General features: G+C 72.0%; 14 protein-coding genes. 7 read left to right on the top strand and 7 right to left on the bottom strand.

What is annotated here, in order from left to right:
• Positions 1 to 18 precede the first annotated feature (18 nt).
• Complete coding sequence (locus ACWD3E_RS17500; protein ID WP_451388416.1) at positions 19 to 756, bottom strand: ArsR/SmtB family transcription factor; 738 nt, start codon at positions 754 to 756, stop codon at positions 19 to 21.
• Positions 757 to 853: 97 nt separating this feature from the next.
• Here ACWD3E_RS17500 and ACWD3E_RS17495 point away from each other — a divergent pair, with 97 nt between their 5' ends.
• Together ACWD3E_RS17495 and ACWD3E_RS17490 are read left to right on the top strand one after the other, a co-directional pair.
• Positions 854 to 2,224 (top strand): MBL fold metallo-hydrolase, encoded by a 1,371-nt coding sequence (locus ACWD3E_RS17495; protein ID WP_451388415.1) that lies wholly within the window; start codon positions 854 to 856, stop codon positions 2,222 to 2,224.
• Positions 2,221 to 3,480: an MFS transporter gene (locus ACWD3E_RS17490; protein WP_451388414.1), complete on the top strand. Its 1,260-nt coding sequence runs from the start codon at positions 2,221 to 2,223 to the stop codon at positions 3,478 to 3,480. The genes ACWD3E_RS17495 and ACWD3E_RS17490 overlap by 4 nt, the downstream gene beginning before the upstream one ends.
• Before the next feature lie 29 nt (positions 3,481 to 3,509).
• Here ACWD3E_RS17490 and ACWD3E_RS17485 read toward each other — a convergent pair whose 3' ends face one another.
• Positions 3,510 to 4,142, bottom strand: coding sequence for a VOC family protein (locus ACWD3E_RS17485; RefSeq protein WP_451388413.1), 633 nt, complete (start codon positions 4,140 to 4,142; stop codon positions 3,510 to 3,512).
• A gap of 251 nt (positions 4,143 to 4,393) precedes the next feature.
• Here ACWD3E_RS17485 and ACWD3E_RS17480 point away from each other — a divergent pair, with 251 nt between their 5' ends.
• Both ACWD3E_RS17480 and ACWD3E_RS17475 read left to right on the top strand, forming a co-directional pair.
• Positions 4,394 to 5,257: an isocitrate lyase/PEP mutase family protein gene (locus tag ACWD3E_RS17480; RefSeq protein ID WP_451388412.1), complete on the top strand. Its 864-nt coding sequence runs from the start codon at positions 4,394 to 4,396 to the stop codon at positions 5,255 to 5,257.
• Positions 5,254 to 5,511 (top strand): hypothetical protein, encoded by a 258-nt coding sequence (locus ACWD3E_RS17475; RefSeq protein WP_451388411.1) that lies wholly within the window; start codon positions 5,254 to 5,256, stop codon positions 5,509 to 5,511. Before ACWD3E_RS17480 ends, ACWD3E_RS17475 begins: the two co-directional genes overlap by 4 nt.
• A gap of 41 nt (positions 5,512 to 5,552) precedes the next feature.
• Here the strand turns inward: ACWD3E_RS17475 and ACWD3E_RS17470 are convergent, their stop codons facing one another.
• Positions 5,553 to 5,726, bottom strand: a complete 174-nt coding sequence (locus ACWD3E_RS17470; protein WP_451388410.1) for a hypothetical protein — start codon at positions 5,724 to 5,726, stop codon at positions 5,553 to 5,555.
• 181 nt (positions 5,727 to 5,907) lie between these two features.
• Here ACWD3E_RS17470 and ACWD3E_RS17465 point away from each other — a divergent pair, with 181 nt between their 5' ends.
• Positions 5,908 to 7,485, top strand: a complete 1,578-nt coding sequence (locus tag ACWD3E_RS17465; protein WP_451388409.1) for a carboxylesterase/lipase family protein — start codon at positions 5,908 to 5,910, stop codon at positions 7,483 to 7,485.
• Positions 7,486 to 7,566: 81 nt separating this feature from the next.
• On the opposite strand, the gene mmuM is transcribed toward ACWD3E_RS17465, so the two are convergent.
• On the bottom strand, positions 7,567 to 8,493 hold the full coding sequence (gene mmuM / locus ACWD3E_RS17460; RefSeq protein ID WP_451388408.1) for a homocysteine S-methyltransferase: 927 nt from the start codon (positions 8,491 to 8,493) through the stop codon (positions 7,567 to 7,569).
• A 103-nt stretch (positions 8,494 to 8,596) separates the two neighbouring features.
• Between mmuM and ACWD3E_RS17455 the strand changes: the two genes are divergently transcribed.
• Positions 8,597 to 9,406, top strand: coding sequence for an isocitrate lyase/PEP mutase family protein (locus tag ACWD3E_RS17455; RefSeq protein WP_451388407.1), 810 nt, complete (start codon positions 8,597 to 8,599; stop codon positions 9,404 to 9,406).
• Here ACWD3E_RS17455 and ACWD3E_RS17450 read toward each other — a convergent pair.
• From ACWD3E_RS17450 to ACWD3E_RS17440, 3 genes are all read right to left on the bottom strand, one after another.
• Positions 9,340 to 10,068, bottom strand: a complete 729-nt coding sequence (locus tag ACWD3E_RS17450) for an alpha/beta fold hydrolase (protein WP_451388406.1) — start codon at positions 10,066 to 10,068, stop codon at positions 9,340 to 9,342. The two genes, ACWD3E_RS17455 and ACWD3E_RS17450, sit on opposite strands and share 67 nt — an antisense overlap.
• Positions 10,061 to 10,666 (bottom strand): TetR/AcrR family transcriptional regulator, encoded by a 606-nt coding sequence (locus tag ACWD3E_RS17445; RefSeq protein WP_451388405.1) that lies wholly within the window; start codon positions 10,664 to 10,666, stop codon positions 10,061 to 10,063. The genes ACWD3E_RS17450 and ACWD3E_RS17445 overlap by 8 nt, the downstream gene beginning before the upstream one ends.
• A gap of 114 nt (positions 10,667 to 10,780) precedes the next feature.
• On the bottom strand, positions 10,781 to 12,427 hold the full coding sequence (locus ACWD3E_RS17440) for an APC family permease (RefSeq protein ID WP_451388404.1): 1,647 nt from the start codon (positions 12,425 to 12,427) through the stop codon (positions 10,781 to 10,783).
• A gap of 281 nt (positions 12,428 to 12,708) precedes the next feature.
• On the opposite strand from ACWD3E_RS17440, the gene ACWD3E_RS17435 reads away from it, so the two are divergent.
• Positions 12,709 to 13,908: an MFS transporter gene (locus ACWD3E_RS17435; RefSeq protein WP_451388588.1), complete on the top strand. Its 1,200-nt coding sequence runs from the start codon at positions 12,709 to 12,711 to the stop codon at positions 13,906 to 13,908.
• Positions 13,909 to 13,941 lie beyond the last annotated feature (33 nt).

The following is a 13,941-nucleotide window of genomic DNA, read 5'->3' as shown; positions in this document are numbered from 1 at the left end:
TCTCGGGGACGCCGACCGTCAACGCCCCTGCGGAGCAAGGTTGTTGATCGGCTTTGTGGGCAGGCCGTACGGCTCGGTCACCCCAGGCCCCCCCGCGTCGACCGGCAGCTCGGCCAAGCGCCATTCGAGCATCCCGTCGTCGAGCCGGATCGCGCGCCGGCCCAGGTCGGTCAGCAGGCGGACCGCGTCATAGGCGAGGACGCAGTACTCGCCGCGGCAGTACACGACGATCTCCGCGTCCTCGGGCAACTCGTTGATGCGGTCGGCGAGTTCCTCGACCGGGATGGAGACGGCGCCGGGGATGTGTCCGGCCAGGTACTCCTCCACCGGCCGCACGTCCAGCACCACCACGTCCCCGGCCGCAACCCGGGCGCGCAGTTCCTTGCGGGTGACCTCCGGCGCGCCGTCCTCGCCGAGGTAGGCGTCCCGGGCGGCGGGCACGGCGGACTGGTGGCGCTCGGCGACCTTGCGCAGCAGCGCGAACAGCTGGGCCACGTCGTCACCGGCGAGCCGGTAGTGGATGCGCACCCCCTCACGGCGGGTCGTGACGAACCCGGCCTGCTTGAGCGTCTGCAGGTGGGCCGACGCGGTCGTCAGGTTGAGCCCGGCCGCCTTCGCGAGGGAGTCCACGGACCGCTCGCCCTGGGCGAGCAGATCGAGCAGTTCCAGGCGCTTTCCGCTGGCCAGCGCCTTGCCGCTGGCCGCGAAGGCGTCGTAGAGCTGAGCCTTCGAGCGGGTGGTCGTGGTCTCCGGCATGACATCCTCCATAAATCCATGGAATATCGTAGAGGAAGGTGGACGTCGTGACCACACACCCGTTCGCCACGCCTCTTCGGATCCTGGAGGAACCGCCGTGGGCTTCGCCGACGATCATCTGATTCCGCTGGTCGACCAGGGACTGGGCAACAGCGCCTACCTCGTCGACCTGGGCGACGGCCGCGCCCTGGCGGTGGATGCCGGCCGTGACCTGCGCACCCTGCACGCTGCCGCGGACCGGCGCGGCCTGACCGTCGCTTATGCGGCCGACACCCACCTGCACGCCGACTTCCTCTCCGGCGCCGTCCAGCTCGGCAACGACCACGGGTCCACCGTGCTCGCCTCCGCCGCCGGCCGCCGCGCCTTCGACCACCAGGGCCTCGCCGACGGCGACGAAGTGGACCTGGGCGGGCTCACGCTGCGCGCCCTCGCCACCCCGGGGCACACCGACGAGCACCTGTCCTTCCTGCTCCTGGACGGAGAACGGCAGCTCGGGGTGTTCACCGGCGGCTCGCTGATCGTGAACTCCGCCGCCCGCACCGACCTCCTCGGCCCTGCGCGCACCGAGGAACTGGCCCGCGCCCAGTACCGGTCCCTGCGGCGGCTCGCCCTGCTCCCGGACGAGACCGCCGTGTGGCCCACCCACGGAGCGGGCTCGTTCTGCTCGGCCCCGCCGGGCAGCGCGCGCACCACCACGATCGGGACCGAGAAGCGCACCAACCCGCTGCTCGCCGCACCCGACGAGGACACCTTCGTCCGGCAGCTGACCGCGAGCCTCGGCACCTACCCCGCGTACTTCGACCGGCTCGCCGAGCTCAACCGCCGCGGCCCCGCCGTCCTGACCGGCACACCGGACCTGCCCGCGCTCACCATCGCCGAGGTCGGCGCACTGCTGGGCGACGGCGGTCACGTCGTCGACGTCCGCCCCGCCGCCGACTACGCCCGAGGCCACGTCCCGGGCTCCCTCTCCATACCGCTGCGCGACCAGTTCGCCACCTGGCTGGGCTGGCTCCTGCCCGACGACGCCCCGCTCGCCTTCGTCACCGGCGCGGACCAGGACCTCGCCGAGCTGGTCTGGCAGGCGTACAAGATCGGCTACGAGCGGCTCGCCGGACGCCTCGCGGGCGGCATGACCGCCTGGCGGCAGGCCGGCCTGCCCGAGACGGCCACCGCGTTCGTCACCCCCGACCAGGCGCCGGACGCCCCCTACGTCGACGTCCGGCAGAAGGTGGAGTACGTCGCCGGGCACGTCCCCGGCGCCCTCCACCTCGAACTCGGCGCCCTCGCCGCCCATGTGGCCGACGTCCCCCGCGCAGCGGTCGTCGCCTGCGGCCACGGCGAGCGCGCCATGACCGCCGCCAGCGTCCTGGAACGCGCGGGCCACACCGGCCTGACCGTCCTGAACGGCAGCCCCGGCCAGTACGCCGCCGCCCACGGCCGGCACCTCACCGAGGGCGCGGCCCGATGAGCACCATGACGAGCAGCCCAGCCAGTCCCGTCCGGCTCGGACTGCGGGAGAACTGGCTCCAGTTCACCCTGCTCGTCGTCGTCAACATCTGCGTCGGCGGACTCGTCGGTCTGGAACGCACCACCGTCCCGCTGATCGGCAGCCACACCTTCGGCCTCACCAGCGACCTGGCCGTCTTCTCCTTCATCATCGCCTTCGGCCTGACCAAGGCGCTCACCAACCTCGCCGCCGGTGCGCTCACGGCCCGCTTCCGCCGCAAGCAACTCCTCGTGGCCGGCTGGCTGATCGGCGTACCGGTGCCGTTCGCGCTCGCCTGGGCGCCCTCCTGGGGCTGGATCGTCGTGGCGAACGTACTGCTCGGCCTCAACCAGGGCCTCACCTGGTCGATGACCGTCAACATGAAGATCGACCTCGTAGGCCCCGCCCGCCGGGGACTGGCCACCGGCCTGAACGAAGCCGCCGGTTACACCGCGGTCGGCGCCACCGCCCTGCTCACCGGCTACCTCGCCGCCACCCACGGTCTGCGCCCTGTGCCCGAACTCATCGGCGTCGTCTTCGTCGCCGCCGGACTCGCCCTCGCCCTGGTCGTGCGCGACACCGCCGCCCATGTCGCCCTCGAACTCGCCCAGCACCCCGATCGGTTGCCCGCCGGTGAGAGCACCGGGCCGGCCGCCGTGTTCGCCCGGACCTCCTGGCGGGACCGCTCCCTGCGCGGCGCGAGCCAGGCCGGACTCGTCAACAACCTGAACGACGGCCTCACTTGGGGCGTCTTCCCGCTGCTCTTCACCGACCACGGCCTGGGACTCGCCGCTGTCGGCCTGATCAAGGGCCTCTACCCGATCCTGTGGGGCATCGGCCAGATCCCCACCGGGCACCTCGCCGACCGGATCGGCCGCAAGCCACTCATCGTCACCGGCATGCTCGTCCAGGCCGGCGGATTCGTCCTTGCCCTCGCCCTGCTGGAGACCCCGCTGGCGGCGGGCCTGCTGTCCGCCGTCGCGCTCGGTCTGGGCACCGCGATGGTCTACCCCGCCCTCATCGCCTCCGTCTCCGACCACGCCCACCCCGCCTGGCGCGCCAACGCCCTTGGCACGTACCGGTTCTGGCGTGACATCGGCTATGCCGTCGGCGCCCTGGTGGCCGGCGTTCTCGCCGACGCCTTCGGCCTCGACGCCACCGTCCTGGCCGCCGCAGCCCTCACCGCGGCCTCCGGCCTCCTCGCCGCCCGCTGGATCACCGACCGGCCGCGGGTCTGAGGGCTGACCTGCCCAGGTCCCGCAGGGGTTCAGCGGAAGGTCACCGGTCCGTTCGGCGTGTCCACGGTGAAGGAGAGCGCGGACGGACCCGGTGTGAGGGCGAGTTCGGTGCCGAGGGCCGAGAGCGGCCCGCGGATCTCGTCCGGGTCGGGAGCCGTCGCCGTCACCTCCAGCAGAGGGGTGACCGGCAGCCCCGAGGCGGCCGGGTGCCGGGACTCGCCCCAGTCGATGAGGAACGGGACCAGACCGGAGGGGTGCGCGGTGCCGCCGTCGGTGAGCCGCCAGCGCAGCAGGGTGCCGTCGGGGGTGCGCCGGCTCATCGGGTGCACCGGGCCGGGGTCGTAGCCCCGCACGAGAGCGGCCTCGATTGCCGCGTCCAGGTCGGGCGGGCTGATCGCCCAGGTCACCGTGCGCGGCTCGGCCAGCCGGTCGACGCCGAAGGGCCGCAGCTCCACGGGCTCCGGCTGCTCCGGGTCCGGGCCGATGATCTCCAGATAGCTCCGGCCGCCCAGCCCCACCAGATGGTTCCGCGTGCCCAGCCCGACGTGCACCCCTCCGGGTGCGGGCGTGACCCCGGTCCGCCGGGCGAACTCCGCCACCGTCGCCGACAGGTCGGGCGTGGCGAGGACGAGATGGTCCAGAAGTGCGGGAATGGCCTTCATTCCGGGGGAGGCTACGGTCATCGGCCGCGCGGTTCAAGGGAGTCCGGCCCTCCGCCGATCATCCGCCCGCCTGGGCAGGACGGCTCTGTGAGTGACGTTTCTGCGGTGAACCCCGTCCCCCATCGGAGTGAGTAAAGCTGGCGTATCGAGAAGGTCATGTGCGTACCTAGAGATGCTCTTGTCTTGGCAAAGGGCGTCGAGATGTGGCGGCCCCTTCGCCCCGCGTCACCCACCCACAGAGGAGCCGGACCTTGACTTACGGCAAGAAGCTGCGCGACCAGATCGCAAGCCCCGGAACCACACCACTGATCGGCGTGTACGACATGTACTCGGCGTCGATCGCCGCCAAGCACTACGACGGGATGTTCGTCTCGGGCTTCGGCTTCGCGGCCTCGTACTACGGACTGCCGGACATCGGATTCATCGCCTGGCCCGACATGGTGGCCTTCGTCCAGCGGCTCCGGGGTGCGTTCCCGAACCACCACCTGCTCGTCGACATCGACGACGGGTACGTCGACCCCGAGGTCGCCTGTCACGTCGTCGAAGGACTCGAACGCATCGGCGCCTCCGGGGTGATCCTGGAGGACCAGAAGCGGCCCCGCCGCTGCGGCCACGCCGACGGCAAGCAGGTGCTGCCGCTGGAGGAGTACCTGGAGAAGCTGGAGAAGGTGCTGGCCACCCGCAAGGACCTGGTCGTCGTCGCCCGTACGGACGCAACCGACGAGCACGACATCCTGCACCGGGCCGAGCGCCTGGCCGCGACCGACGCCGACGTGGTCCTGGTCGACGGCGTGCGCAGCGTCGAGTGGATCGAGCGCATTCGCAAGGTCGTCGGTGACAAGCCGCTGCTCTTCAACCAGATCGCCGGCGGCAAGTCGCCCCGACTGTCCCTCGGCGAACTGTCCGACCTCGGCGTGGACGTCGCCATCTACAGCACCCCGTGCCTGTTCGCCGCCCACGAGGCGATGGACTCGGCGCTCGCCGAACTGAAGGCGGCCGACGGCCGCCTGCCGCACGTGGACCCCGCGAACGGGATCGGCGTGAAGGCCTCCACGACCCTGCTGGAACGGAACATCGACCCCGAGCGGCGCACCCCCGAGGGCGTGGGCGTATGACGGGTGCCGTACCCCGGCTCGGGGCCGCCGCCGCGCTCGCGGCGGCGCTCCTCGGCGCCGGTGCCGTACCGGCGGTCGCGGGCGGGAGCCTGATCACCGTCATCGACCACTCGCATTCCGACTCGATGCTGGAGGTCGACCGCACGGCCAACCTCCAGACCGGCCGCGGCACGGCCGGAAGCGACCACGACGGCAGTGCGGTCGAGGTGGTGAAGGCCCTGGTGGGCGCCGCCGAGGACGACGAGGAGGACTGAGCACACCACCACCGGGACGGCATGCCGCACGACGGCAGGCGTCAGGACGACAGGCGGCCGGGCACCCCGTGCGGGGGCTGCCCGGTGGCGGACACGGTGGCGCGGTGCTGTGCGGGGGCGACGGTACGGGTCGCGGCCTGGGCCGGACCGAGCGCGCTGACCAGCGCGACCGTGGCCACACCAAGGGCCGCAGCGGTGCGTGTGGTGGGGTTCATGCGGGCATGCATGCCCGGCAAACGATCTTGAGCGGGCGGTGGTCACAACCATGCGCCCGAAAGGACGGACACCGTCACACACCCGAACGGTCCAACGAGGGTTCCGTGCACCGGAATACAGCCGCGGACTGTGATGCTCTGAAGTGAACGGTGCACGAGCACGGCGAAGGGCTGGTGGGCGATGACGGCAGACCAGACGGGCCCCGTGGTCAGAACCCCCCACGGGGCCGTACGCGGCAGGTACGAGCGCGGCATCGCGGTGTTCCGGGGCATCCCGTACGCCGCCCCGCCCTTCGGCCCCCGGCGGTTCCGGCCGCCCGAGCCCCCCGAGCCCTGGGACGGAGTGCGCCCCGCCGCCGTTTTCGGGCCCACCGCGCCGAAACCGCCGTACTCCGAGGCGTTCGCCCAGTACCTCTCCGACCCGGTCATCCCCGGCGACGACTGCCTCAACCTCAACGTCTGGACCCCCGAACCGGCCCCCGGCGCCCGGCTCCCCGTCCTGGTCTGGCTGCACGGCGGCGCCCTGACCAGGGGCTCCTCCGCCGTGCCCATCTACGACGGCCGCACCTTCGCCCGCGACGGCGTCGTCTGTGTCTCGGTCAACTACCGGCTGGGCGTCGAAGGCTACGGACTGTTCCCGGACGCACCCCCCAACCCCGGGCTCCGCGACCAGCTCGCCGCCCTGCGCTGGGTGCACGAGAACATCGGCGCCTTCGGCGGCGACCCGGACCGGATCACCCTGGCCGGGCAGTCGGCCGGCGCGATCAGCACCGGCGGCCTGCTCGCCGCACCCCAGAGCCAGGGCCTGATCCGCCGCGCGGTGCTGCAGAGCGGCCCACCGGAGGCGATCGAACGCGACAAGGTACGGCGCATGGTGCGCCGCATGGCGGCCCGGCTCAGGATCCCCGCCACCGCCGCGGCCTTCGCCGCCGTCGACCCCGAGCTGCTGCTGCGCACCCAGGCCGAGGCCGGCCGGCTCAGCAGCCCCGTGCTCGGCGGTCCCGCCTTCGGCATCGTCGTGGACGGCGACCTCGTCCCCCGAGACCCGCTCAAAGCCCTCGTCGACGGCGAGGCCGCCCGGGACGTCGACCTGCTCATGGGCTGGACCCGGGACGAGTACCGGCTCTGGCTGGTCCCCGGCGGACTGCTGGAACACATCGACCGGCTCGGCCCCGTCGCCCTTGCCGGAGCCATGGCCCGCTGCCACGCCGGCCACGAGATACCCCGCGGCTACCGCGCCCTGCACCCCGACGCCGGCGCCGCCGAGATCGTCGGCCAGATGGTCACCGACCACCTGCTCCGGGTCCCGCTGCACCGGCTCGCCGACGCCCGCCCCGGCACCTCGTACGTCTACGAGTTCGCCTGGCCGTCCCGCCTGCCCGACCTCGGCGCCTGCCACGCCCTGGAACTGGGCTTCGTCTTCGACACCCGCGGGGAACCGGACGCGGCGAAACTCGCCGGTGAGGGCGCACCCCAGGAGCTGTGCGACGCGATGCACCAGGCCTGGGTGCGGTTCGTCACGACCGGTTACCCCGGCTGGCAGGCCTGGGATCCCTCCCATCCGGTCCAGGTCTTCGGCGACGGCGTACCGCATATCGCATACGGTCCACGGGATGCCGAACTCGGTCTGTGGTCGACCGCCAACACCATCCCGGAACCGGCATCACCCGCATCCGAGCCGCGCGCCCCCGGCGCCGAACTCGCCGCGGCGATGCGCCGGCTGCGACGCTCGGTGGGGGCACGGTCCCTGCGGCGCTGACCGGCGTACCGGAGACGCTCACATCAGCGCGGTGACCGTCGGCGCGCCGGTGTGACGGTTCATGTCGGTGGCGGCGCAGGCTCAGTCCGCCGTCAGCGTCTGCGCGAGAGCGGTGATCGCCTCCGGCCCCACCCTGCAGCACCCGCCGATCAGCCGCGCGCCCGCGTCCCGCCAGGCCTTGACCTGCTCGGCGTCGAACGTCGTGCGCCCGGTCCAGGTGCGCGCCCGCGCATCCCAGGCCTCGCCGCTGTTGGGGTAGACGACGACCGGCTTGCCCGTCACGCGGGCCGCCGTCTCCACCGCGTACTCCACATCCCGTGGGGCGCAGCAGTTCACGCCGACCGCGATCACCTCGTCCACGCCGGCGGCGAGTTCGAACGCTTCCTCCAGGGGCTGCCCGGCACGAGTGTGCCGACCGTCGACGGTATACGAAAGCCAGGCAGGCACCCCCAGCCTGCGTACCGCCCGCAGCAGCGCGGAGGCCTCGTCCGCGTCCGGAACCGTCTCCAGGGCCAGGGCGTCCGGCGCGGCAGCGGCCAGCACCTCCAGCCGCGGCCGGTGGAACCGCTCCAGCTCGGCCACGCTCAGCCCGTAACGCCCCCGGTACTCCGAACCGTCGGCGAGCATCGCCCCGTACGGGCCGACGGAGGCCGCCACCCACAGCGGCCGTACGACACCCGCGGCCCGGGCTCGCCGGCCCGCCTCGCGGGCGAGTTCCACGCTCAGCGCGAGCAGCCGCGCCGCCTCCGCGTGACCGATGCCGCGCCGGGCGAAGCCCTCGAAAGTGGCCTGGTAGCTGGCCGTGATGGCCACGTCCGCGCCCGCCATGAAATAGGCGAGGTGCGCTTCGGTGACCGCCTCGGGCCGTTCGGCGAGCAGCCGCGCCGACCACAGCGCGTCGCTCAGATCGTGCCCGGCCGACTCCAACTGGTTCGACATGCCGCCGTCGAGTACGACCGTCCCGGCGGCGAGGGCGTCGGCCAGGCTGGGAGAGGTGTCGCTGGTCATGTCACGACGCTAGTCGAAGCGGGACGCGAACGAGCGGGCCTGCTTTCGCCGGGCCGGCTCGGGCCCGGCGAGGCGATCCTGCCACGTCGTGCAGCATGGACCCATGACCCCAGAGCCTGCCGTGACCTCCTTCACCGGCCTCCACCACCGTCCGGGCGAGCCGCTGCTGCTTCCCAACGCCTGGGACCACGCCTCCGCCGCTGCCCTCGCCGCCCGGGGCTTCCCCGCAATCGCCACCACGAGCCTCGCCGTGGCGGCGGCCGTCGGCCTGCCCGACGGGGAGGCGGCGACCCGCGAGCACACCCTGCGCCTCGCGCTCACCCTCGGCTCGGAGCCGTACTTTCTGTCGGTCGACGCCGAGGACGGCTTCACCTCCGATCCCGACGAAGTCGCCGAGTTTGCGAGGGAGTTGTGGGCCACAGGCGTGGTCGGCATCAACCTGGAGGACGGACTCGGACCGGTCGACCGGCACGCGGCGAAGATCGCCGCCGTCAAGGCCGCCGTGCCCGGCCTGTTCGTCAACGCCCGCACCGACACGCACTGGTTGGGCGACGGCGACGAGAAGGACACGCTGCGCCGACTCGACGCCTATCAACAGGCGGGCGCCGACGGCGTGTTCGTCCCCGGCGCGACCGATCCCGCCCGGATCGCCGCCCTCGTCCGGCACACCGGAGTCCCGCTCAACATCCTCTACACGCCCGCCGGACCCGGCGTCCCCCAGCTGGCCGACCTCGGGGTGCGCCGCATCAGCCTCGGCTCGCTGCTCTACCGGCGGGCCCTCGGCGCAGCCCTGGACGCGATGGCCGACATCGCCGCCGGGCGCGTGCCGGGCGGGACGACGCCGTCCTACGCCGATGTCCGCGCACTGGAGCGCAGCGTCTCGGAGAGCAGATCGGCGAACTCCAGCGGGTGATCGAGGGCGCCGAGATGCCCGCCCGGGAACTCCGCGAAGCCGCCGTGCAGCCGACCGGCGAGGAACTCGGTGACGCGGTACAGGAGTTGGCCGTGCGAGTCGGCACCGGCGGCGAGCGTGAGCCTGTCCGCGGATGTCGTGCGGGCGGGCGCATACATCGTGAACGGGTGCAGCACGTGGTGCAGGAAGACCCCCATCGGGGTCGCCGACTCACCTGAGGCGGGCGGCCGTTCGGCTCCGTCGAGCCCCGCGATCAGCTCGGCCCGCAGCCTGGCACCGTCCGGCAGCACGGTCACACACGGCGGCTCGTGCGCGACCACGTGCGCCAGCCGCTCCGGGTGCCGGGCGAGGAGGTCGAGGACCGCGATGCCACCGGCACTGGTCCCGAACACGAACGCCGACTCGCCCGGCGGCAGGACCGTCTCCAGTACCCGGTGGGCCCCGTCGCTCCAGTCCGCGACCCGCTGGTCGGCGACGGGCTCGCCGAGCCGCCCGTGGGCGAGGCCCAGCGGGTCGTACGTCACCACGGTGAACCGTGCCGCCAGCCGCTCGGTCAAGGGCCCGAGCCCCATGGGGTGCCCGGCCCCGCCCGGTACGACCAGCAGCACGGGACCGCTGCCCGTGACGTCGTACGACACGTCGTGCGCTGCCGGTTCAGTCATCGTTCGTTCCCCTCTCGCCCTTCTCTTCCTCTTCCTTGGGCCAGTGCTCAAGGGCGAGATGCAGGGCGTCGATCGCCTTGTCCCAGGAGGCCTGGACGTCCCGGGCCGCGCCGAACCCGCCCGTCGACTCCAGGGCGCAGTAGCCGTGGAAGGTGCTGCGCAACAGCCGTACGGCGTCCGTCAGATCGGGTTCGGCGAGGCCGTACGCGCGCAGCATGCCGTACGTGATCTCGGCGGTGCGGCGCAGCGCGGGGGCCTCGGCGACCAGGGCCTGGTCGATCCGGATCTGGGTGGCTGCGTACCGGCCCGGGTGCTCCAGGGCGTAGGCCCGGTAGGCGCCTGCGTACGCGGCCAGCGCGTCCTTGCCGGCCCGGCCGGCCACGGCCGCCGCGATCCGGTCGATCAGCTCGGCGCCCGCGTAGAAAGCGAGCCGGGTGCGCAGGTCCTGGAGACTGCGGACGTGCGAGTACAGGCTCGCGTCCTTCACGCCGAAGCGGCGGGCGAGCGCCGACAGGGTGACCTTCTCGAAGCCCGCCTCGTCCGCGAGTTCGGCGGCGGCAGCGACAACTCGGTCGGCGGTGAGGCCTGCTCGGGCCATGCGCCTTTCCTCCCTGTTTCCTAGTGGTCCTAGGATATTAGCTTGAATGCACAGGAAAGAGGGAGAGGGCTCGTCAGAGGATCTTCAGAGGTCTTCAAAGGTCTTCAGATGTCTTCAGGGGATCGCTTCCTCCTCCGGGACGACGACCTTGTCGACCAGCGCCTGGATCTGCTGCGACGGCAGTGCGACCGCCATGGCCCAGTAGTAGATGGCGAGGCTGAAGGCCGCGGTGACGACGATGTCCCACCACAGCGGGAACCACGGATGCTTCAGCGGGCCGAAGTCGCTCAGGTAGACGATCAGGCCCATGCCGACCAGGTAGACGGGCAGCCACTGGGCGGCCCGCAGGTCCAGCTGCGGCTGGATGGGGTTCAGCTTGAACACCCGGTTGGCGACCAGGATGACGTACCCGATGAGGATCGCGACACCGAGCTTCCAGTCGGTGGTCCAACCGGACCAGAGGATCAGCAGGTTGGCGACGACGAAGGCCAGCGGAGACATCCAGCTGCCGCCGGGCAGCCGGTAGGGGCGGTCGGCCTCCGGCAGCCGGCGGCGGAACACGCCGAAGGACAGCGGAGCGCCGGCGTACATGAGCACGCTCGCGCTGGTGATCAGCCCGACCAGCGAACGCCAGCTCGGGAACGGCAGGAAGCAGATGCAGCCGATCACGAAGGCCGTGATCAGCCCGATCCAGGGGACACCGCGCCGGTTGGTGGTCTCGAAGACCGTCGGCACATAGCCGTTGCGGCTCAGGCCGTACGACACCCGGGAGGAGCCGGTGATGTAGATCAGGCCCGTGCCCGCGGGCGAGACGACGGCGTCGAGGTAGAGGACCGTGGCCAGCCAGCCCAGGCTGATCAGCGTCGCCAGCTGCGCGAACGGCCCGCTCAGGGCGGTGAACGCGGAGTTCGCCCAGTGGGCGCCGATCTGCGAGGCGGGCAGCGCGGCGAGGAAGGTGACCTGGAGCAGGATGTAGATGGCGATGCCGAGCACGATCGACCCGATCACCGCCCGCGGAATGTCCCGCTTGGGGTGCGCGCTCTCGCCCGCGAGCTGGTCGGCCTGCTCGAAACCCAGCAGCGCGAAGATGATGCCGCTCGTGGAGACCGCGGACAGGATGCCCTTGGCGCCGTAGGGGTTGAAGCCGTCGGCCGCCGTGAAGTTGGCCGTGTGGAACTGCGCGAGGGCGAACACGAAGATGGTCAGCAGCGGGATGCCGACCTTCCACCAGGTCGCCGCGCTGTTGGTGCGGGCCAGCAGCCGGATGCTGAGGAAGTTGACCGCGGTGATGACCGCCATCAGGCCGACCGCGACGGCGATCCCCGTTGGCGTCAGCACGTGTTCGCCGCCCTTGATCTTCTCCCAGCCCTTCGCCCAGGAGTAGTGCTGGGCGTACGTGATCATCGCCAGCACCTCGATGGGCGCGACCGTGGCCGCCTGCAGCCAGGAGAACCAGCCGAACGACGCACCCGCGGCCCCGCCGAACGCGTAGTGCGGGAAGCGGGCGGTACCGCCGGATACCGGATACATCCCGCCCAGCTCGGCGTGCACCAATGCCAGGATCAGGATCGCGAGGCCGCCGATGGCCCACGAGATGATCGCCGCGGGCCCGGCCGCCGCCAGAGCCCCCTGCGCGCCGAACAGCCACCCGGATCCGATGATCGACCCCTCCGAGGCCCAGATGAGCCCGACGAAGCCGATCTCACGCCGCAACCCTGGCCGATGTTCTTTCTTGGCAGGGGTCTCTTCGGACACGGCCATGGCCTACACCCCCAGAAATAGGGCGGTATGTAGGCATATCTTCCCATGGTGTCGCGAACTCGCCAGCCCTGGAAAACCGATGGGGTGCAGCCCCGAGCCGCCGTAGAGTGACCGGCGCGAGAGGGGCGGGAGGGGAGAGAGTGGCGGACGGGACGGACTCGACGGACTCGGTCAACTCGAAGGAGTCGACCGGCTCGAAGGACTCGAAGGACTCGAAGGGCGGGACGCGGCGCGGCGAAGAGACTCGGCCGACCGGTGGATCCTCCGGATCCTCACGGTCCCTGTGGCGACAGCGCGACTTCGGTGTCTTCTGGGTCGCGCAGACCCTCTCCGTCCTCGGCGACTCCTTCTCCCTGATCGCCCTGCCCCTGCTCGTCCTCGAGGCCACGGGATCCGTGGCACGCATGGGCCAGCTCACCGCCGTCGGCGCGGCGGCCTCCGTCCTCGCCGCCGTCTTCGCTGGAGCCGTCGTCGACCGGGTGGACCGGCGCAGGCTCCTCATCACCTGCGATGTCATCCGTATGGTCCTGTACGGCCTGATCCCGCTCGTGTGGGCCTTCGGCCCCCGCCTCTGGCTGCTGTACGCGGTCCTGCCCGTGTGCGAGGCCGTCGGCATGTTCTTCGCCGTCGGCTACGTCACCGTCGTCCGGGGTCTCGTCGACGCCGGTCGGCTCACCGAGGCCAACGGCCGGCTGAACGCCACCGCCGCCGCGGCCGGCGTCCTCGGCCCGGTGTGCGCGGGCCTGGTCGCCGCCTGGACCGGACCGGCCGCCGCCGTGGCCGTCGACGCCGCGAGCTTCGCCGTCTCGGCCGTCTGCATGACGTTCGTACGACTGCGCCCCCGCGCCGCCGACGACCGGCAACCGCCCAAGGACACCACCCTGTGGCAGGACTTCCGCACCGGTGTGGCCTTCCTGTACGCGCACCCCGTCCTGCGCTCGATCACCGTGCTGCTCTTCCTCTTCAGCTTCCTCACCCTCGGTCTGAACGACCTCGTCATCTACCACCTCAAGTACGACCTGGGTCACGACGACGGCACCGTCGGTACGGTCATGGCCGCCGGCGCCGTCGGCACCATCGTGGGTTCCCTGCTCGTCGCCCGCGTCCGCCGCCGGTTCGGCTTCGGACCGACCTGGATCGGCGCGACGGCGGTCTGCGGCCTCGCCTTCGCCGGTCTCGGCCGGATACGCGAGCTGCCCGCGCTCGGCCTGCTCAGCGCCGCCTTCCTGGGCTGCGTCGCCATCGCCGGCACCTGTTCCATGTCACTGCGTCAGGAGATCACCCCCGAACCCCTCCTCGGCCGGGTCACCTCCGCGTTCTGGACCCTCCAGTACTCCGCTGCCCCCGTCGGTGCCGCCCTGCTCACCCGGACGGCCGAAGCCCACGGCACCACACCGGCGGCCCTCGCCGCGGGCGGCACCTGCGTCCTGATCGCTGCCATCGCGCTCCTGACCCCGATCCGCCGGGCGGGTCGTACCTGATCCGGGAGTGCACGGCGTTGAACCCGGTCCCCC

This window comes from Streptomyces sp. NPDC002676 (genome assembly GCF_053592455.1).
The sequence above is the reverse complement of the archived record's forward strand: the minus strand, read 5'-3'. Positions and strand labels throughout refer to the sequence as shown.